The sequence below is a fragment of the Streptomyces sp. Qhu_M48 genome, from assembly GCF_051305195.1.
GTDB lineage: Bacteria > Actinomycetota > Actinomycetes > Streptomycetales > Streptomycetaceae > Streptomyces.
Window position 1 is genome coordinate 5,911,142 of record NZ_CP195432.1, and the last position, 21,913, is coordinate 5,933,054.

Sequence of the window (21,913 nt, forward strand, 5' to 3'; positions counted from 1 at the left end):
GGGCCCGTACGGCGGTCACGCTGCCGTACGGGCCCCGGGGTCGCTCCTTCGGAGCGGATCGGATCGGATCCGATGCGGATCGGACTCCGGTCAGATACGCGCGGGTCGCAGCCTGCGGGCCAGGACCCGGCCGATCGCCCGCAGGGGCTCCGCCTCCGTCATCCGGGCGTGCTCGCAGTCGACGGCGAACTCCTCGACGCGGCCCGCCACGTACGGCGCCCAGGCCTCGGCGCCGGACAGGGGAGACGGCGTACCGGTGGCGTCGAAGAACACCGCGTCTCCGCCGAACCGGACGTCCGGCACGTAGCGGTAGCGCATCCGCAGGTTGTCGAGGGTGGCCTCCACGACGGCCGCCGCCTGGGCGTGTTCGAGGGCGCCGAGCACCGGGTCCGACCGGCGCAGCGCCTCGGCGAGTTCGGCGATGTCCGGGGCCGTGTCCGCGCAGCGCACGGTCACGGTCTCGCCGAGGGAGCCGAGCAGGGCGGTCAGCACGTGCCGGCCGTCGATCTCCGGGGCGCCGAATCCGTCGGGCAGCGGATAGGAGTCGAGGAGGGCCAGCAGGGCGACCTCTTCCCCGGCCGCTTCGAGACGGGCCGCGACGGCGTGCGCGACCATGCCGCCGAAGGACCAGCCGAGCAGGTGGTACGGGCCCTGCGGTTGGATTCTGCGGATCTCGGCGAGGTAGTCGTCGGCCATCTCCTCGATGGAGGAGGGGGCGTCGTGGGAGCCGCCGAGCCTGCGGGACTGGAGTGCGATGACCGGCCGGTCCTGGTCGAGGTGGGGCAGCAGCCCCGCGTACCCCCAGCTCATCCCGGACACGGCGTGGACGCAGAACAGGGGCGGTTCGCCGGAGTTCGTCTCCGTGACGGCCCGGATGGGCAGCACGGTTCCGAGGGGGTCTCCCCCGCCGCCCGCCGCGATGTGTTCGGCGAGGAGGGCCGGAGTGGGGCTCTGGAACAGGTCGCTGATGGTGGTGCGCGTGTTCCAGACGGCGCGGATGCGGCTGATCAGGAGGGTGGCGCGGAGGGAGTGCCCGCCGCGGTGGAAGAAGTTGTCGTCGATGGTGACGGTGTCGAGGCCGAGGGTGTCGGCGAAGAGTCCGCAGAGGATCTCCTCGGCGGGATTGCGAGGGGCTCGTCCGCCTTCGGAGCGGGTGCTGTCGTCGGGGGCGGGCAGGGCACGGCGGTCCAGCTTGCCGTTGACCGTACGGGGAAGGGCGTCGAGGACGACGAACGCGGACGGTACGAGGTGTTCGGGCAGCCGGACGGTGACGTGCCGGCGCAGGTCCTCGGGCGTCACCTCGCCGACGGCGTAGGCGACCAGCCGCTTGTCGCCGGGCCGGTCCTCCCGTACCACCGCCGCGGCCTGGACCACCGCGTCGTGCGTCATGAGGGCGGCCTCGATCTCACCGGGCTCGATACGGAACCCACGCAGCTTGATCTGCTCGTCACCACGACCCAGGTACTCAAGAGCGCCCTGCTTGTTCCACCGGGCCAGGTCACCCGTGCGGTACATCCGCGAACCGGCGGGACCGTGCGGGTTCGCCACGAACCGGTCCGCCGTCAACGCCTGCTGACCGATGTAGCCGTGCGCCAGACCGTGCCCGGCCACGTACAGCTCCCCCGGCACACCCGGCGGCACCAACTCCAGGCTCGCGTCCAGGACATAGGCGTGCTTGCCGGCCAGCGGGCCGCCGACCGGAATGCTCACCGCACCGGCCGCCGCACCCGGCTCGATCACGAACGCCGTCGTGAACCCCATACTCTCCGCCGGACCATAACCGTTGAGGAGATGCAGCCGGGGGTGCTGGGCCAGGGCCCGGGCCGTGTGGGCCGGGGACGCCGCTTCGCCGGCGGTCATCGCCTCCTTGAGGTGGGAGAAGGTCCGCGGGTGCTCGTCGAGCATGTGGTTGAACAGACTCGCGGACATCTGGAGCGTGGTCACCTCGTGCTGCTCGACCAGCTCGGAGATGAGATGCGGGTCGGTGTGCTGACCGGGCTGGAGGACACAGACGCCGCCGTGGAGCAGCGGGCCGAACACCTCAAGGGCGAACGCGTCCCACGAGACCGGCGAGCACTGCAGGAACGTCTGCTGCGGACCGAAGGCCAGATAGTCCGGACCCACGAACGTCGCCGCCAACGCCCGGTGCGAAGCCATCACACCCTTCGGCAGACCCGTCGAACCCGACGTGAACATCACACACGCCACCGACTCCGGCGACCCCGACGTCTCCACGGCCGTGCCCGACACCCCGCTGATCTCGGCGATCTCGGCCGTCAGATCGACCACGACCGCGTCCGTGCTCAAGCGCGGAAGGTGCGTCTGGGTGATCAGCGCCGCCGGCGCCACCTGACCCAGCACCCCGTTCAACCGCTCCACCGGGAACAGCGGATCCAGCATCGTGTACCCGGCACCCGCCTTCAGCACCGCCAGCAGAGCCGCCACCATCTGCGGCGAACGCTCCACATGCACACCCACCAGATCCCCCGACCGCACACCCCGACCCGTCAAATACCGGGCCAACCGGTTCGACCAGACATCCAACTCCCCGTACGAGACCACCTGGTCCTCGAACACCAACGCCGTGGCCTCCGGCGACCGCGCCGCCTGCGCCGCGAACAGACCGTCGAGACCCGGTTCCGGGCTGTCGGTCCGTGCGCCGGACCACGCGGCCAGCTGGTCCCGCTCGTCCTCCGTGAGGAGCGCCATCGAGCCGACGGGGGTGTCGGGCGAGGTCGCGGCGGAGTCGAGCAGCAGCAGCATGCGATCGAGAAGGCGCTCGATCGTGGTGCGCTCGTAGAGGTCGGTGGCGTACTCGACGGTGATGTCGAGGCCGTCCGGGCTGCCGTCGGCCGCCCTTCGCTCACCGAACGCGAACGTCAGATCGAACTTCGCGATCCGCAGCTCCGGAGCCACGAACTCACCCCGCAGACCACCGAGCCCAGGTGCGCCCACCGCCGTGTCACCCACGGTGAGCATCACCTGGAACAACGGATGCCGGGACGCCGAACGCTCGGGATTGAGCACCTCGACGAGCCGGTCGAACGGAAGGTCCTGATGAGCCCACGCGGAAAGATCCGTTTCCCGCACCCGGCCCAACACCTCACGGAAGGTGGGATCACCACCCACATCCGTCCGCAGAACCAACGTATTGACGAAGAAGCCCACGAGATCGTCGAGAGCCTGATCCGTCCGCCCCGCGACCGGCGAACCGATCGGGACGTCTACCCCGCCGCCGCACCGTGCGAGCACGGTGGCGACGGCGGCCTGGGCGACCATGAACAGGGTGGTTCCGGTCTCGCGCGCCAGCCCGGTCAGGGCAGCGTGCGTGTGCGCGGGGGCGGTCACCTCGTGGGTGGCCCCTCGGTAGGAGGCGACGGCGGGCCGCGGACGGTCCGCCGGCAGGGTCGCCTCCTCGGGCAGTTCGGCCAGTCGACTCCGCCAGAAGTCGAGTTGGCGCTCCTCATCGATGGCGAGGAGGCTCCGCTGCCACAGGGTGTAGTCGGCGTACTGGACGGGGAGCGGCGCCCAGTCGGGGGCGTTCCCCTCGCCACGGGCCGTGTACGCCGTGGCGAGGTCCCGCAGGAGCGGGCCGTTCGACCAGCCGTCGGAGGCGATGTGGTGCATCACCACCAGGAGCACGTGCTCCTCGGGGGACAGCTCCAGCAGATCCGCGCGGATGGGCAGGTCCGTGGAGAGGTCGAAGGCGGTGCCGGACAGCCGGGCCAGCACCTGGGGCAGGGACTCCTCCGTCACCGGGGTCACCGGGAGCGCGAGGTCGGTCGCCGCGAGAGGGCGGATCGCCTGGTGAGGCGAGCCCCCCTCGGAGGGGAAGGAGGTTCGCAGGGATTCATGGCGTACGACGACGTCGGCGAGCGCGAGGCGCAGGGCCTCCGCGTCGAGGGCGCCGGTGAGCCGTACGGCCAGGGGGATGTTGTACGTGGGTGAGGGGCCCTCCATCTGGTCGAGGAACCAGAGGCGTTGCTGGGCGGAGGAGAGCGGCAGCCGCTCCGGCCTCGGCCCGGCGACCAGCGCGGGGCGCTCCTCCTCGCCGCCGCTCACCGCGATCAGCTCGGCGAGCCGGGCCACGGTCGGGTGCTGGAAGATCTCCCGCACCCCGAGCCGTACACCGAAGGCGTCCCGGATCTTCGAGGTGAGTTTGGTGGCGCGGAGGGAGTGTCCGCCGCGGTGGAAGAAGTTGTCGTCGATGGTGACGGTGTCGAGGCCGAGGGTGTCGGCGAAGAGTCCGCAGAGGATCTCCTCGGCGGGGTTACGCGGGGCTCGTCCGCCTTCGGAGCGGGCGCTGTCGTCGGGGGCGGGCAGGGCACGGCGGTCCAGCTTGCCGTTGACCGTACGGGGAAGGGCGTCGAGGACGACGAACGCGGACGGTACGAGGTGTTCGGGCAGCCGGACGGTGACGTGCCGGCGCAGGTCCTCGGGCGTCACCTCGCCGACGGCGTAGGCGACCAGCCGCTTGTCGCCGGGCCGGTCCTCCCGTACCACCGCCGCGGCCTGGACCACCGCGTCGTGCGTCATGAGGGCGGCCTCGATCTCACCGGGCTCGATACGGAACCCACGCAGCTTGATCTGCTCGTCACCACGACCCAGGTACTCAAGAGCGCCCTGCTTGTTCCACCGGGCCAGGTCACCCGTGCGGTACATCCGCGAACCGGCGGGACCGTGCGGGTTCGCCACGAACCGGTCCGCCGTCAACGCCTGCTGACCGATGTAGCCGTGCGCCAGACCGTGCCCGGCCACGTACAGCTCCCCCGGCACACCCGGCGGCACCAACTCCAGGCTCGCGTCCAGGACATAGGCGTGCTTGCCGGCCAGCGGGCCGCCGACCGGAATGCTCACCGCACCGGCCGCCGCACCCGGCTCGATCACGAACGCCGTCGTGAACCCCATGCTCTCCGCCGGACCGTAACCGTTGAGGAGATGCAGGTGCGGATGGTCGGTGAGGGCGCGGGTGACATGGGCGGGCGAGGCGGCCTCGCCGGCCGTCATGGCCTCCTGCACCTCCCGGAAGACGGCGGGGTGTTCGTCGAGCATGTGGTTGAAGAGGCTCGCTGACATCTGGAGTGTCGTGATCCGGTGCTGTTCGACCAGCTCCGCGATCAGGAGCGGGTCGGTGTGCTGACCGGGCTGGAGGACGCACACACCGCCGTGCAGGAGGGGACCGAACACCTCAAGCGCGAACGCGTCCCACGACACCGGCGAGCACTGCAGGAACGTCTGCTGCGGACCGAAGGCCAGATAGTCCGGACCCACGAACGTCGCCGCCAACGCCCGGTGCGAAGCCATCACACCCTTCGGCAGACCCGTCGAACCCGACGTGAACATCACACACGCCACCGACTCCGGCGACCCCGACGTCTCCACGGCCGTGCCCGACACCCCGCTGATCTCGGCGATCTCGGCCGTCAGATCGACCACGACCGCGTCCGTGCTCAAGCGCGGAAGGTGCGTCTGGGTGATCAGCGCCGCCGGCGCCACCTGACCCAGCACCCCGTTCAACCGCTCCACCGGGAACAGCGGATCCAGCATCGTGTACCCGGCACCCGCCTTCAGCACCGCCAGCAGAGCCGCCACCATCTGCGGCGAACGCTCCACATGCACACCCACCAGATCCCCCGACCGCACACCCCGACCCGTCAAATACCGGGCCAACCGGTTCGACCAGACATCCAACTCCCCGTACGAGACCACCTGATCCTCGAACACCAACGCCGTCGCCTCCGGCGACCGCGCCGCCTGTCCCACGAACAGACCGTCCAGGCCGAGACCGGGCGCCTTGGTGACCGGGCCGGCCCATCGGGCCAGGTGGTCCTTCTCCTCGTCGGTGAGCAGGGCGAGGCGGGAGACCGGCAGGTCGGGGTCGGAGACGGCGGCGGTCAGGAGGTGAACGAGCCGTTGGGCCACGGCCTGGGCCGTGGTGCGCTCGTAGAGGTCGGTGGCGTACTCGACCGTGATGTCCAACCCGTCGGGGCTGCCGTCGGCCGTCCTTCGCTCACCGAACGCGAACGTCAGATCGAACTTCGCGATCCGCAGCTCCGGAGCCACGAACTCACCCCGCAGACCACCGAGCCCAGGTGCGCCCACCGCCGTGTCACCCACGGTGAGCATCACCTGGAACAACGGATGCCGGGACGCCGAACGCTCGGGATTGAGCACCTCGACGAGCCGGTCGAACGGAAGGTCCTGATGAGCCCACGCGGAAAGATCCGTTTCCCGCACCCGGCCCAACACCTCACGGAAGGTGGGATCACCACCCACATCCGTCCGCAGAACCAACGTATTGACGAAGAAGCCCACGAGATCGTCGAGAGCCTGATCCGTCCGCCCCGCGACCGGCGAACCGATCGGGACATCCAGGCCGGCACCGCACCGCGCGAGCACGGTCGCCACGGCGGCCTGGGCCACCATGAACGTGGTGGTGCCGGTTTCGCGCGCCAGTCCTGTCAGCGCCCGGTGGACCGGGGCCGGGCAGGACACGGTGAGCGTGGCGCCCTGGTAGGAGGCGACGGAGGGCCGGGGCCGGTCCGCAGGCAGGGTCGCCTCCTCCGGGAGGTCCGCCAACACCTGCCGCCAGTAGTTAAGTTGGGGAAGCTGCTCGGTGGCGAGCAGATCCCGCTGCCAGAGGGTGTAGTCGGCGTACTGGACCGGCAGCGGGGCCCAGTCGGGGGCGGCCCCCTCACCGCGAGCCCGGTACGCGCGGGCGAGGTCGGCGAAGAGGGGTGCGTTCGACCAGCCGTCGGAGGCGATGTGGTGGGTGACGACCACCAGTACGTGCTCCTCGTCAGCCAGGGACAACAGGGCCGCTCGCAGGGGAAGTCCGGTGGTGAGGTCGAAGACCTTGGCGCTCTCCTCGGCGAGCAGGGCGGGCAGGTCCTCCTCGGTCGCCGCGATCTCGGGCAGGGGGAGGTCGATCTCGTCGGCGGCCAGGACGTACTGGTAGGCCTCGCCGTCGGCGGTCCGGAAGACGGTGCGCAGGGACTCGTGGCGCAGGACGACGTCCGTGAGCGCGCGGCGCAGGGCCTCCGTGTCGAGGGCACCGGTGAGGCGGAGGGCGAGCGGGATGTTGTAGGTCGCCGACGGGCCCTCCATCTGGTCGAGGAACCAGAGGCGTTGCTGGGCGGACGACAGCGGGATCCGCTCGGGCCGGTCCTGGATCGTGAGCGCGGGGCGGGCGGGACCGCCGTTGCCTGCCGCGATCAGCTCGGCGAGCTGGGCCACGGTCGGGTGCTGGAAGATGTCGCGGACGGTGATCCGCGCGCCGAGGGCGGCGCGGATCCGGCTGACCAGCCGGGTGGCGAGCAGGGAGTGCCCGCCGAGCCGCAGGAAGTGGTCGTCGACGGTGACGGAGGGGCGGCCGAGGACGTCGGCGAACAGGCCGCACAGCACCTCTTCGACGGGGGTGCGGGGGGCACGCCCGTCGGTCTCGCCGCTCAGCACGGGGGCCGGCAGGGCGCGGCGGTCGAGCTTGCCGTTGCCGGTCAGGGGCAGGGCGTCCAGGGTGACGAACGCGGACGGCACCATGTACTCGGGGAGGGCGTCGCCGGCGTGGCGGCGCAGGGCGGTGAGGTCGACGTCGCCCGAGCCGACGACGTACGCGACGAGCCGTTTGTCGCCGGGCCTGTCCTCCCGCACGATCACCGCCGCCTGGGCGACGGAGCCGTGGGCCACCAGGGCCGACTCGATCTCCCCCGGCTCGATGCGGAAGCCGCGCAGCTTCACCTGCTGGTCGGCCCGGCCCAGGTACTCGATCTCGCCGTCGCGGGACCAGCGGACCAGGTCGCCCGTGCGGTACATCCGTGCGCCCTGGGGGCCGTACGGGTCGGCGACGAAGCGTTCGGCGGTCTGGGCCGGGCGGCCCAGGTATCCGCGGGCCAGTCCGGCTCCCGCGATGTACAGCTCGCCGGGGACTCCGGGCGCGACCAGGCCGAGGTGGTCGTCGAGGACGTGGAGGCGGGTGTTGTCGAGGGGGCGTCCGATGGGGAGGGAGCCGTCGTAGTCGAAGGGCCGGTGGAGGGTGTGGGAGGTGGCGAAGGTCGTCGTCTCGGTCGGCCCGTAGGCGTTGACCACCTTCAGGTTCGGGCAGGCGTCCATGACCCGGCGCACCGCCTCCGGCGGCACCACGTCACCGCCCGTCCACACGGCCCCGAGGCCGGCGAAGGCGCCCGGGTCCTCCTCCGCGACCAGCCGGAACAGCCCCACCGTCAGCCACAGACCCGTGATCGACTCGGCTTCGAGGACCGCGGCCAGCGCGGCCGTGTCGAGGACGCCGGGCGGCGCGACCGCCACGGTGCCGCCGGTCAGCCAGGGCACCCACAGCTCGTACGTCGAGGCGTCGAAGGTGTGCGGGGAGTGGAAGAGCAGCCGTGCGTGGTCGTCCCCGGTCCAGCGGTGGTCCAGGGCGAGTTCGGCGACGTTGCGGTGGGTGACGGCGACGCCCTTCGGCACCCCGGTCGAGCCCGAGGTGAACATCACGTAGAGCCACTGGTCGGGGTGCGTGGCGACCTCGGGCGCGGTCGCCGGGTGGGCGTCGAGCTCCGGGTCCCGGTCGAGCCCGTCGACCAGGACGGTCCGTACGCCGGAGGCCTCGGTGAGGATCTCGTGGTCGGCGAGCGCCGGGTCGACGAGCAGGACGGGCGCGGCCGTGTCGGCGAGGATGCGGGTGAGCCTGGAGGCCGGATCGACGGCGTTGAGCGGGGCGTACACGCCGCCGGCCTTGGTGATGGCGAGGAGGGAGAGGACCAGGTCGGCCGAGCGTTCCATCAGGACGGCGACCACGGTCTCGGGTCCGACTCCGAGCCGGACGAGGTGGTGGGCGAACCGGTTGGAGAGGGCGTCGACCTCGGCGTACGTGTAGGCGCGGCCCGCCTGGGTGAGGGCGACCGCGTCCGGCGTGCGCGCGGCCTGCTCGGCGAAGAGGACTCCGACCGAGGCCTCGGGGACGGCGGTGGGCCGGCCGGTCCAGGTGTCCAGGAGCAGGGCGCGCTCGGTCTCGTCGAGCAGGTCGAGCCCGGAGAGGGGCGTGTCGGGGTGGGCGACGGACTCGGTGAGGAGGCGGCCGAGCCGGGCGAGCAGCGCCTCGACGGTCTCGGGGTCGTACAGGTCGGTGGCGTACTCGGCGGTGATGTCGAGGCCGGCGGGCCGGCCGTCGGGGGTGAGGTGCTCGTCGAAGCCGACGGTGAGGTCGAACTTGGCGGTGCTGGTGGGCGGGTACTCGGTGCGCGTCCGGAGGCCGGGGAAGTCGGCTCCGGAGTCGGTGGTCCCGGCCTGCACCAGGGTCAGCATGACCTGGAAGAGGGGGTGGCGGTCGCCGGTGCGCTCGGGGTTGAGGGCCTCGACGAGCCGGTCGAAGGGCAGGTCCTGGTGGGCCCAGGCGGCCAGGTCGGTGGTCCGGACCCGCTCCAGGAGCTCCCGGAAGGTCGGGTCGCCGCCGACGTCGGTGCGCAGGACCAGCGTGTTCACGAAGAAGCCAACGAGGTCGTCGAGGGCTTCGTCGGTGCGGCCGGCGACCGGGGAGCCGAGGGGCACGTCGGTGCCGGCTCCGGAGGCGGCGAGCACGGTCGCCAGGGCCGCCTGGGCGGCCATGAAGAGGGTGGCTCCGCTCTGCCGGGCCAGGTCGACGAGGGCGGCGTGGGTCGCGGGCGGGCAGTGGAGGGTGCGGGTGTCGCCGCGGTAGGAGGCGACGGCGGGGCGGGGCCGGTCCGCCGGCAGGGTGGCCTCGGCGGGGAGTCCCGCGAGGTGCTCGCGCCAGTAGTCGATCTGCCGGGCCATGACGCTGTCCTCGGCGTCGGCGTCGCCCAGCAGTTCGTGCTGCCAGAGGGTGTAGTCGGCGTACTGGATCTCCAGCGGTTCCCGCTCGGGGGCGCGGCCGGCGGTGCGGGCCCGGTAGGCGTGGGCGAGGTCGCGGAGCAGGGGGGCGATGGACCAGCCGTCGGAGGCGATGTGGTGCATGACGACGAGCAGGACGTGCTCGTCGTCGGTGTCCACGGGGGCCACAGTGTCCACGGTGGCCATGGGGTCCACGGGGTGGGCGACGGGGCCGGTGTCGGCCGGACCCTCCACCGCACCCTCCACCGCGCGGTCCACCGCGTCCGCCCGTCGCCGTCCGGCCGCGTCCCCGTGCCCGGCCTCGACCGGGGCCTCCGGCCTGTCCAGGCGGATGAGCCGTGCCTCGACGGGCAGGTCGACGGCCAGGTCGAATACGTGGGCCGACTCGGTGGCGAGGACCTCCGGGAGGGTCTCCGCGGTGGCCGTGAGGACGGGCAGGTCGAGCCGTACGTCGGCGGCCTCGCGTATCTCCTGGTACGGGGTGCCGTCGCGCTCGGGGTAGACGGTGCGCAGGCTCTCGTGGCGGGCGACGAGGTCGCCGAGGGCCAGGGTCAGCGCCTCGGTGTCGAGGGCGCCGGTGAGGCGGAGGGCCAGCGGGATGTTGTAGGTCGCCGACGGGCCCTCCAGCTGGGCGAGGAACCACAGGCGCTGCTGGGCGTATGACAGGGGGATCACTGGGAGGCTCCCATCCGGCGCATCGGCCGCAGCTTGGGACGCGCGCTCTCGGCGCGGTCGAGTCGTTCGGCCAGGCCGGCCACGTTCGGGTTCTCGAAGAGGGCGGGCACCGGGAGTTCGGCGCCGAGGGCGGTACGGATCCGGCTGACGAGCCGGGTGGCGAGCAGGGAGTGCCCGCCGAGGCGGAAGAAGTCGTCGTCGATGGTGACGGCGGGGACGCCGAGGACGTCCGCGAACAGGCCGCAGAGGACCTCCTCGCGCGGGTTGCGCGGCTGCCGGCCGCTGCCGGCGGTCGTGGCCGGCGGTGCGGGCAGGGCGCGACGGTCGAGCTTGCCGTTGCCGGTCAGGGGCAGGGCGTCCAGGACCACGAAGGCGGACGGGACCATGTAGTCCGGCAGGAGGTCGGCGGCGTGGGTGCGCAGCCGTTCGGGGTCCGGGTCGGCGCCGTCGGCGCCGACCAGGTAGGCGACGAGCCGCTTGTCGCCGGGCCGGTCCTCGCGGACGACGACCGCGGCCTGGGCGAGGGAGCCGTGGGCGATCAGCGCCGACTCGATCTCCCCCGGCTCGATGCGGAAGCCGCGCAGCTTCACCTGCTGGTCGGCCCGCCCGAGGTACTCGATCTCACCCTCCCGCGACCAGCGCGCCAGGTCGCCGGTGCGGTACATCCGTGAGCCCGGCGGCCCGTAGGGGTCGGCGACGAACCGTTCGGCGGTGAGCGCGGGCCGGTCGAGGTAGCCCTGGGCGAGGCCTGTTCCCGCGATGTACAGCTCGCCCTGGACGCCGGCGGGCAGCAGACCCAGGTGCTCGTCGAGGACGTAGAGGCGGGTGTTGTCCAGGGGGCGCCCGATGGGCAGGGGGCCGTCGTAGTCGAAGGGCCGGTGGAGGGTGTGCGAGGTGGCGAAGGTCGTCGTCTCGGTCGGCCCGTAGCCGTTGACCACCGTCAGGTTCGGGCAGGCGTCCATGACCCGGCGCACCGCCTCCGGCGGCACCACGTCACCACCGGTCCACACCTCCCCGAGCCCGGCGAAAACTCCGGGGTCCTCCTCCGCGACCAGCCGGAACAGCCCCACCGTCAGCCACAGACCCGTGATCGACTCCTCGGCGAGGACGGTCTTGAGCGCGGCCGTGTCGAGCAGACCCGGCGGGGCGACGACCAGGGTGCCGCCCGAGAGGAGCGGCGCCCACAGCTCGTACGTCGTCGCGTCGAAGGCGAGCGGCGAGTGCAGCAGGACCCGGCGGTGGGCGTCGCCCGTGAACCGGGTGTCGGCGGCGAGTTCGGTGATGTTGCGGTGGGTGACGGCGACGCCCTTCGGCACCCCGGTCGAGCCCGAGGTGAACATCACGTAGGCGAGCTGCTCGGGGTGGACGTCGACCTCGGGTGCCGTGTCGGGCAGGCCGTCGGAGGGGTCCGACAGGCGGAGGATCCGTGTGCCGGCGGGGAGTGCGACGCCCGCGAGGTCCCGGTCGGCGAGGAGGTGGGTCCCGCCCGACATCCGCAGGACGAGCTCGATGCGGTCCGCCGGGTAGCGGGTGTCGAGCGGCACGTACACCGCGCCCGCCTTCACCACGGCGAGGATCGCCTCGACGGCCTCCGGGGAGCGGTCGAGGAAGAGGATCACGCGGGAGCCGGGGCGGACACCCTCGGCGATCAGCCGGTGGGCGAGGCGGTTGGCGCGCCGGTCCAGCTCCGCGTACGTCAGCCGCTGTCCGCCGAGCGTGACGGCGACGGCGTCGGGGGTGCGGGCGGCCTGTGCGGCGAACAGGTGCGGCAGGGAGGCCGCGGGGCGGGACCGCGCGGCACCGTGCCAGGTGTCGAGGAGCTGTGCCCGTTCGTCGGCGGCCAGGACGTCGAGCTCGCCGATCGGGACGTCGGGGGCGCCGGCCGCCGCCTCGAGGAGGCGGACGAGCCGTGCGGTGACGGCCGAGACGCTGCCCGCCTCGTAGAGGTCGGTGGCGTACTCGACGGTGATGCCGAGGCCGGCCGGGCCGCCGTCGGCCGTCCGGTGCTCGTGGAAGGTGAAGGTGAGGTCGAACTTGGCGATGTCGAGGGTGGTGAACTCCGACCGGGCCCGCAGCCCCGCGAGTTCCGGTACCGGACCGGCCGCGTCGGTGACGGAGAGCATGACCTGGAAGAGGGGGTGCCGGGCGGCGGACCGTTCGGGGTTGAGGGCCTCCACGAGCCGGTCGAAGGGCACGTCCTGGTGCGCCCAGGCGGCCAGGTCGGTGGCCCGGACCCGCTCCAGGAGCTGTCGGAAGGTCGGGTTGCCGCTGACGTCGGTGCGCAGCACCAGGGTGTTGACGAAGAAGCCGACCAGGTCGTCGAGGGCTTCGTCGGTGCGGCCGGCGACCGGGGAGCCGAGCGGGATGTCGGCGCCGGCTCCGGAGCGCGAGAGGAGGACGGCGGTGGCCGCCTGGGCGACCATGAAGAGGGTCGTGCCGTTCTCGCGGGCCAGCCGCGTGAGCGCGGTGTGCAGGTCCGCGGGGCACTGGACGGTGAGGGAGGCGCCGCGGTACGAGGCGGTGGCCGGCCGCGTCCGGTCGGCGGGGAGCGTCGCCTCCTCCGGGAGCCGGTCCAGCGCCTCGCGCCAGTGGGCGAGCTGGCGCTCCTCGTCGGCGGCGAGCAGGGCCTCCTGCCACAGGGCGTAGTCGGCGTACTGGACGGGCAGCGGCCGCCAGTCGGGTGCGGTGCCTTCGGTGCGGGCGGCGTAGGCGGCGCCGAGGTCCCGCGTGAGGGGGGTGTTCGACCAGCCGTCGGAGGCGATGTGGTGGGTCACGAGGAGCAGGACGTGCTCGTCGTCGGCGAGCCGCACGAGGTCGGCGCGGACGGGCAGTTCGCGGGAGAGGTCGAAGGTCGTGGCGGAGAGGTCGCGGAGCACGGCCGGAAGGGCGTCGTCCGTCGCCGGGATGACCGGCAGGTCGAGGCGGATCTCCGCGGCCGGGACGACCACCTGGTGGGGGGTGCCCTGGTCCGCGGGGAAGACGGTGCGCAGGGCCTCGTGCCGCCCGACGACGTCGGTCAGGGCGAGGCGCAGCGCGTCGGCGTCGAGGGGGCCGGTGAGGCGTACGGCGAGGGGGATGTTGTACGTGGCGGAGGCGCCCTCCATCTGGTCGAGGAACCAGAGCCTGCGCTGGGCGGCGGAGAGCGGCACCCGTTCGGGTCGCTCGCCGGCCACCAGGGCCGGGCGGCGGTCCTGGCCGTCGGCGGCGGCGAGGTACTCGGCGAATCCGGCGACGGTGGGGCAGCGGAAGAGGTCCCGCACGGACACCTGCGCCCCGAGGGTGTGCCGGATGCGGCTGACGAGGCGGGTGCCGAGGAGGGAGTGTCCGCCGAGGCGGAAGAAGTCGTCGTCGATGGAGACCGCGGGCAGTCCGAGCGCGTCGGCGAAGAGTCCGCAGAGGACTTCCTCGGCGGGGGTGCGGCCCTGTCGGCCGCCGGGTCCGGTGCCGAGCCGGGGTGCGGGCAGGGCGCGGCGGTCCAGCTTGCCGTTGGCGGTCAGCGGCAGGGCGTCGAGGGCGACGAGGGCGGAGGGGACCATGTACTCGGCGAGCCGCCGCGCGCAGTGGCGGCGCAGGCTCTCGGTGTCGATCCGGGTCTGGGGGGCGGGGTCGGTGCCCGTGGCGGTGGACGGCGGCGCGGGGACGACGTAGGCGACGAGTCGCTTGTCGCCGGGCCGGTCCTCCCGGACGATCACCGCGGCCTGGGCGACGGCCTCGTCCTCCAGGAGCACGGTCTCGATCTCGCCGAGTTCGATGCGGAAGCCGCGCAGCTTCACCTGCTGGTCGGCGCGCCCCTCGAAGAGGATCTCGCCGAACTCGTTCCAGCGGGCCAGGTCGCCCGTCCGGTACATCCGCTCCCCCGCCGGCCCGAACGGATCGGCCACGAACCGCTCGGCGGACAGCGCGGCCCGGCCGACGTATCCCCACGCGAGATGGCTTCCGGCGACGTACAGCTCGCCCACCACGCCGGGCACGACCGGGCGCAGGGCCGCGTCGAGGACGTACATCCGGGTGTTGGCCATCGGCACGCCCAGATGCAGCCGCCCGACCTCCCGCTCCTCCGGCCCGAACGCCTGGTAGCTGCAGAACACCGTGGACTCGGTCGGCCCGTAGGCGTGCACCACCGACGTCCCCGGGCAGGAGTCGAGGACCCGCTGCAGCGCCACCGGCGACAGCACGTCACCACCGGTCCAGATCTCCGCCAGCCCCGCGAGGGACTCGACCGCCTCCGAGGCCATCGCGTCGAAGAGGGCCGTCGTGAAGTACGCGGCCGTCACGCGCTGTTCGGTGATCACCCGAGCCAGCTCCGCGATGTCCACCTTCGCGGTCTGGAGGATCACCGCCGTGCCCCCGCTCAGGAGCGGCACCCACAGCTCGTACGTGGAGGAGTCGAAGGCGAGCGGCGAGTACGCGAGCACCCGACGGTGCCGCTCCCCCGCCCCCCACCACGGATCCAGAGCCAGCTCGACGACGTTCCGATGCGTGTTGGCCACGCCCTTCGGCGTACCGCTCGACCCCGACGTGAACATCACGTACGCCAACTGGTCCGGGTGCACGGTCGGTTCCGGGACTTCGGTGACGGTCTCGGCGAGGAGCGCCGGCACATCGGGGGCGGGCAGGACGTCCACGTCCCGGGCGAACCCCACCTCGTGGACCGGGCGGTCGGTGACGAGGAGGGAGGCGCCGGTGTCGGCGAGGATGAACGCGAGGCGCTCCTCCGGCTGACGCGGGTCGAGGGGGACGTACGCGCCGCCCGCCTTGAGGACCGCGAGGGCCGCGACGACGAACTCCGGCGACCGGTCGAGGAAGAGGCCGACGGCGGCGCCCGGGAGGACTCCCTGCGCGGCGAGGCGGGCGGCGAGGGCGTCCGAGGCGCGGTCGAGGTCGCGGTAGGCCATCTCGCGTTCCCCGCACACCAGCGCCACGGCGTCCGGCGTCCGTACGGCCTGGGCGGCGAACAGCTCGTGCAGCGCGCCCTCGGGAAGCCGCACGGCGGTGTCGTTGTAGCCGGCGAGCAGAGCGTGGCGCTGCTCCGAGGAGAGCAGTTCGATGTCGGCGACCTTGACGTCCGGGTCGGCGATCACGGCGTCCAGGACGCGGGCGAGCCGTTCGGCGGCGGCCTCGACGGTGTCCGGGTCGTACAGGTCGGTGGCGTACTCCAGGACGATGTCCAGGCCGTTGGGGTGGCCGATCCGGTCGCGGTGCTCGTAGAAGTTGACGGTGAGGTCGAACTTGGCGATGTGCGCGTTCAGCCGCTCGGTCTCGGCGCGTACGCCCGGCAGGCGGGGTGTGGCCTCGGCGGCCTCGGCCAGGGTCAGCATGACCTGGAAGAGCGGGTGCCGGGCGGCGGAGCGCTCGGGGTTGAGGGTCTCGACGAGCCGGTCGAAGGGCAGCTCCTGATGGGCCCAGGCGGCCAGGTCGGTCTCCCGGACGCGGTCGAGGAGCTCCCGGAAGGTGGGGTCGCCCGAGGCGTCGGTGCGCAGCACGAGCGTGTTGACGAAGAAGCCGACCAGGTCCTCCAGGGCCTCGTCGGTCCGGCCTGCGACGAGGGAGCCGAGGGGGATGTCGGTACCGGCCCCGGAGCGGGACAGCAGGGCGACGGTGGCCGCCTGCGCCACCATGAAGAGGGTCACGCCGTGTTCCCTGGCCAGCGTGGAGAGCGCCTGGTGGGTCTCCGCCGGGCAGTGCACGGTGTGGGTGGCGCCCCGGTAGGAGGCGACGACCGGGCGGGGACGGCTGGTGGGCAGCGTCACCTCGGCGGGCAGCCGGTCGAGCGCCCGGCGCCAGTGGTCGAGCTGGGCCTCCTCGTGGTCGGCGAGCAGGGTCTGCTGCCACAGGGCGTAGTCGGCGTACTGGACGGGCAGCGGCTCCCAGTCGGGTGCGGTGCCTTCTGCGCGGGCGGTGTAGGCGGCGCCGAGGTCCCGCATGAGGGGGGTGTTCGACCAGCCGTCGGAGGCGATGTGGTGGACGACCAGGACGAGGACGCTCCGGGTGGGGGCGAGTTCGAGGAGCACGGCGTGCAGGGGCAGGTCGGTGGCGAGGTCGAAGAGGTGCGCGGTCTCCTCGGCGAGCCGGGCGGGCAGCTCGTCCTCGGTGACGGGGACGACCGTGAACGGCACGGTCACCTCGTCGGGGTCGGCGATGTGCTGGCGCGGCTCGCCCTCGTGCACCGGGTAGCTGGTGCGGAGCACCTCGTGGCGGGTGATCACGTCGCCGACCGCCTGCCGCAGCGCCTCGTGGTCGACGGTACCGGTGAGGCGTACGGCGAGGGGGATGTCGTACGTGGCCGAGGGGCCTTCCATCTGGTCGAGGAACCAGAGGCGGCGCTGGGCGGCGGAGAGCGGGAGGTCGTCGTCGGTCCGGCCGGCGACGGTGAGCGCGGGGCGCGGGGCCTGTCCGGCTCCGGCGGTGATCCGCCGGGCGAGCCCTGCGACGGTCGGGTTCTGGAAGAAGTCCCGCAGGGAGAGTTCGGTCGCGAGGGCGGTGCGGACGCGGCCGACCAGACGGGTGGCGAGGAGGGAGTGTCCGCCGAGGCGGAAGAAGTCGTCGTCGAGGGAGACCGCGGGCAGTCCGAGCGCGTCGGCGAAGAGTCCGCAGAGCACCTCCTCGGCGGGGGTGCGGGGGGCGCGTCCCGTAGCGCCGTCGAACGCCGGGGCGGGCAGGGCCCGCCGGTCGAGCTTGCCGTTGGCGGTCAGGGGGAGTTCGGCGAGCTCGACGAAGGCGGAGGGGGCGGCGTAGTCGGCGAGGCGGGTGCCGGCGAGGGTGTGGAGGGCCCCGGTGTCGACTCGGGTGGCGGGGGCGGGGACGACGTAGGCGACGAGTCGCTTGTCGCCGGGCCGGTCCTCCCGGACGATCACCGCGGCCTGGGCGACGGCCTCGTCCTCCAGGAGCACGGTCTCGATCTCGCCGAGTTCGATGCGGAAGCCGCGCAGCTTCACCTGCTGGTCGGCGCGCCCCTCGAAGAGGATCTCGCCGAACTCGTTCCAGCGGGCCAGGTCGCCCGTCCGGTACATCCGCTCCCCCGCCGGCCCGAACGGATCGGCCACGAACCGCTCGGCGGACAGCGCGGCCCGGCCGACGTATCCCCACGCGAGATGGCTTCCGGCGACGTACAGCTCGCCCACCACGCCGGGCACGACCGGGCGCAGGGCCGCGTCGAGGACGTACATCCGGGTGTTGGCCATCGGCACGCCCAGATGCAGCCGCCCGACCTCCCGCTCCTCCGGCCCGAACGCCTGGTAGCTGCAGAACACCGTGGACTCGGTCGGCCCGTAGGCGTGCACCACCGACGTCCCCGGGCAGGAGTCGAGGACCCGCTGCAGCGCCACCGGCGACAGCACGTCACCACCGGTCCAGATCTCCGCCAGCCCCGCGAGGGACTCGACCGCCTCCGAGGCCATCGCGTCGAAGAGGGCCGTCGTGAAGTACGCGGCCGTCACGCGCTGTTCGGTGATCACCCGAGCCAGCTCCGCGATGTCCACCTTCGCGGTCTGGAGGATCACCGCCGTGCCCCCGCTCAGGAGCGGCACCCACAGCTCGTACGTGGAGGAGTCGAAGGCGAGCGGCGAGTACGCGAGCACCCGACGGTGCCGCTCCCCCGCCCCCCACCACGGATCCAGAGCCAGCTCGACGACGTTCCGATGCGTGTTGGCCACGCCCTTCGGCGTACCGCTCGACCCCGACGTGAACATCACGTACGCCAACTGGTCCGGGTGCACGGTCGGTTCCGGGACTTCGGTGACGGTCTCGGCGAGGAGCGCCGGCACATCGGGGGCGGGCAGGACGTCCACGTCCCGGGCGAACCCCACCTCGTGGACCGGGCGGTCGGTGACGAGGAGGGAGGCGCCGGTGTCGGCGAGGATGAACGCGAGGCGCTCCTCCGGCTGACGCGGGTCGAGGGGGACGTACGCGCCGCCCGCCTTGAGGACCGCGAGGGCCGCGACGACGAACTCCGGCGACCGGTCGAGGAAGAGGCCGACGGCGGCGCCCGGGAGGACTCCCTGCGCGGCGAGGCGGGCGGCGAGGGCGTCCGAGGCGCGGTCGAGGTCGCGGTAGGCCATCTCGCGTTCCCCGCACACCAGCGCCACGGCGTCCGGCGTCCGTACGGCCTGGGCGGCGAACAGCTCGTGCAGCGCGCCCTCGGGAAGCCGCACGGCGGTGTCGTTGTAGCCGGCGAGCAGAGCGTGGCGCTGCTCCGAGGAGAGCAGTTCGATGTCGGCGACCTTGACGTCCGGGTCGGCGATCACGGCGTCCAGGACGCGGGCGAGCCGTTCGGCGGCGGCCTCGACGGTGTCCGGGTCGTACAGGTCGGTGGCGTACTCCAGGACGATGTCCAGGCCGTTGGGGTGGCCGATCCGGTCGCGGTGCTCGTAGAAGTTGACGGTGAGGTCGAACTTGGCGATGTGCGCGTTCAGCCGCTCGGTCTCGGCGCGTACGCCCGGCAGGCGGGGTGTGGCCTCGGCGGCCTCGGCCAGGGTCAGCATGACCTGGAAGAGCGGGTGCCGGGCGGCGGAGCGCTCGGGGTTGAGGGTCTCGACGAGCCGGTCGAAGGGCAGCTCCTGATGGGCCCAGGCGGCCAGGTCGGTCTCCCGGACGCGGTCGAGGAGCTCCCGGAAGGTGGGGTCGCCCGAGGCGTCGGTGCGCAGCACGAGCGTGTTGACGAAGAAGCCGACCAGGTCCTCCAGGGCCTCGTCGGTCCGGCCTGCGACGAGGGAGCCGAGGGGGATGTCGGTACCGGCCCCGGAGCGGGACAGCAGGGCGACGGTGGCCGCCTGCGCCACCATGAAGAGGGTCACGCCGTGTTCCCTGGCCAGCGTGGAGAGCGCCTGGTGGGTCTCCGCCGGGCAGTGCACGGTGTGGGTGGCGCCCCGGTAGGAGGCGACGACCGGGCGGGGACGGCTGGTGGGCAGCGTCACCTCGGCGGGCAGCCGGTCGAGCGCCCGGCGCCAGTGGTCGAGCTGGGCCTCCTCGTGGTCGGCGAGCAGGGTCTGCTGCCACAGGGCGTAGTCGGCGTACTGGACGGGCAGCGGCTCCCAGTCGGGTGCGGTGCCTTCTGCGCGGGCGGTGTAGGCGGCGCCGAGGTCCCGCATGAGGGGGGTGTTCGACCAGCCGTCGGAGGCGATGTGGTGGACGACCAGGACGAGGACGCTCCGGGTGGGGGCGAGTTCGAGGAGCACGGCGTGCAGGGGCAGGTCGGTGGCGAGGTCGAAGAGGTGCGCGGTCTCCTCGGCGAGCCGGGCGGGCAGCTCGTCCTCGGTGACGGGGACGACCGTGAACGGCACGGTCACCTCGTCGGGGTCGGCGATGTGCTGGCGCGGCTCGCCCTCGTGCACCGGGTAGCTGGTGCGGAGCACCTCGTGGCGGGTGATCACGTCGCCGACCGCCTGCCGCAGCGCCTCGTGGTCGACGGTACCGGTGAGGCGTACGGCGAGGGGGATGTCGTACGTGGCCGAGGGGCCTTCCATCTGGTCGAGGAACCAGAGGCGGCGCTGGGCGGCGGAGAGCGGGAGGTCGTCGTCGGTCCGGCCGGCGACGGTGAGCGCGGGGCGCGGGGCCTGTCCGGCTCCGGCGGTGATCCGCCGGGCGAGCCCTGCGACGGTCGGGTTCTGGAAGAAGTCCCGCAGGGAGAGTTCGGTCGCGAGGGCGGTGCGGACGCGGCCGACCAGACGGGTGGCGAGGAGGGAGTGTCCGCCGAGGCGGAAGAAGTCGTCGTCGAGGGAGACCGCGGGCAGTCCGAGCGCGTCGGCGAAGAGTCCGCAGAGCACCTCCTCGGCGGGGGTGCGGGGGGCGCGTCCCGTAGCGCCGTCGAACGCCGGGGCGGGCAGGGCCCGCCGGTCGAGCTTGCCGTTGGCGGTCAGGGGGAGTTCGGCGAGCTCGACGAAGGCGGAGGGGGCGGCGTAGTCGGCGAGGCGGGTGCCGGCGAGGGTGTGGAGGGCCCCGGTGTCGACTCGGGTGGCGGGGGCGGGGACGACGTAGGCGACGAGTCGCTTGTCGCCGGGCCGGTCCTCCCGGACGATCACCGCGGCCTGGGCGACGGCCTCGTCCTCCAGGAGCACGGTCTCGATCTCGCCGAGTTCGATGCGGAAGCCGCGCAGCTTCACCTGCTGGTCGGCGCGCCCCTCGAAGAGGATCTCGCCGAACTCGTTCCAGCGGGCCAGGTCGCCCGTCCGGTACATCCGCTCCCCCGCCGGCCCGAACGGATCGGCCACGAACCGCTCGGCGGACAGCGCGGCCCGGCCGACGTATCCCCACGCGAGATGGCTTCCGGCGACGTACAGCTCGCCCACCACGCCGGGCACGACCGGGCGCAGGGCCGCGTCGAGGACGTACATCCGGGTGTTGGCCATCGGCACGCCCAGATGCAGCCGCCCGACCTCCCGCTCCTCCGGCCCGAACGCCTGGTAGCTGCAGAACACCGTGGACTCGGTCGGCCCGTAGGCGTGCACCACCGACGTCCCCGGGCAGGAGTCGAGGACCCGCTGCAGCGCCACCGGCGACAGCACGTCACCACCGGTCCAGATCTCCGCCAGCCCCGCGAGGGACTCGACCGCCTCCGAGGCCATCGCGTCGAAGAGGGCCGTCGTGAAGTACATCGCGGTGATCCGCTGTTCGACGACGGCGCGGGCCAGCTCCGCGATGTCGATCTTGGGGGCGGGCAGCACGACCGCCGTTCCCCCGCTCAGGAGCGGCACCCACAGCTCGTACGTGGAGGAGTCGAAGGCGAGCGGCGAGTACGCGAGCACCCGACGGTGCCGCTCCCCCGCCCCCCACCACGGATCCAGAGCCAGCTCGACGACGTTCCGATGCGTGTTGGCCACGCCCTTCGGCGTACCGCTCGACCCCGACGTGAACATCACGTACGCCAACTGGTCCGGGTGCACGGCCACATCGAGCGGTGCGACGTCCCCGGCCGCCACCGCCACGTCCTCCGTGAGCCGCAGCACGGGCAGGTCGCCCGCGAAGGCCGTCTCCCGCTCGTCGCGGTCGGTGAGCAGGAGGACGGCTCCGGTGTCGGCGAGGACGAACGCGCGGCGCTCCTCCGGCTGACGCGGGTCGAGGGGGACGTACACACCACCGGTCTTGAGGACCGCGAGGAGCGCGACGACATAGGACAGGGAGCGGTCCTGGAGGAGACCGACGCCGTCGCCGGGCCGTACGCCCCGGTCCCGCAGGCGGTGGGCCAGGGCCGTGGCGGCCGAGTCGAGCGAGCGGTAGGTGAGTTCGCGTTCCCCGCACACCAGCGCCACGGCGTCCGGCGTCCGTACGGCCTGGGCGGCGAACAGCTCGTGCAGCGCGCCCTCGGGAAGCCGCACGGCGGTGCTGTTGTACGCGTCGATGTCGACGGCGGGAGCCTGGACGGAGTGCTGGTGAGACATCTTCTCGACACCATTCTCGAAGG

The 21,913-nt window shown here is 72.9% G+C and carries 2 protein-coding genes; both read right to left on the reverse strand.

Annotated elements, in window-relative coordinates; translation table 11 throughout:
- Positions 1-90: 90 nt before the first annotated feature.
- A complete protein-coding gene (locus ACRRSS_RS26610) occupies positions 91-10,518 on the reverse strand; it encodes an amino acid adenylation domain-containing protein (RefSeq protein WP_435973628.1) in 10,428 nt (3,475 codons plus the stop codon).
- Positions 10,515-21,890 carry an amino acid adenylation domain-containing protein gene (locus tag ACRRSS_RS26615; RefSeq protein WP_435973629.1) on the reverse strand — a complete coding sequence of 3,792 codons (11,376 nt, stop codon included), beginning with the start codon at positions 21,888-21,890 and terminating at the stop codon, positions 10,515-10,517. The genes ACRRSS_RS26610 and ACRRSS_RS26615 overlap by 4 nt, the downstream gene beginning before the upstream one ends.
- Positions 21,891-21,913 lie beyond the last annotated feature (23 nt).

Coding starts and splice junctions, on each gene's coding strand:
- ACRRSS_RS26615 (WP_435973629.1), bottom strand. CDS start 21,890: ATGTCTCACCAGCACTCCGTCCAGGCTCCCGCCGTCGACATCGACGCG.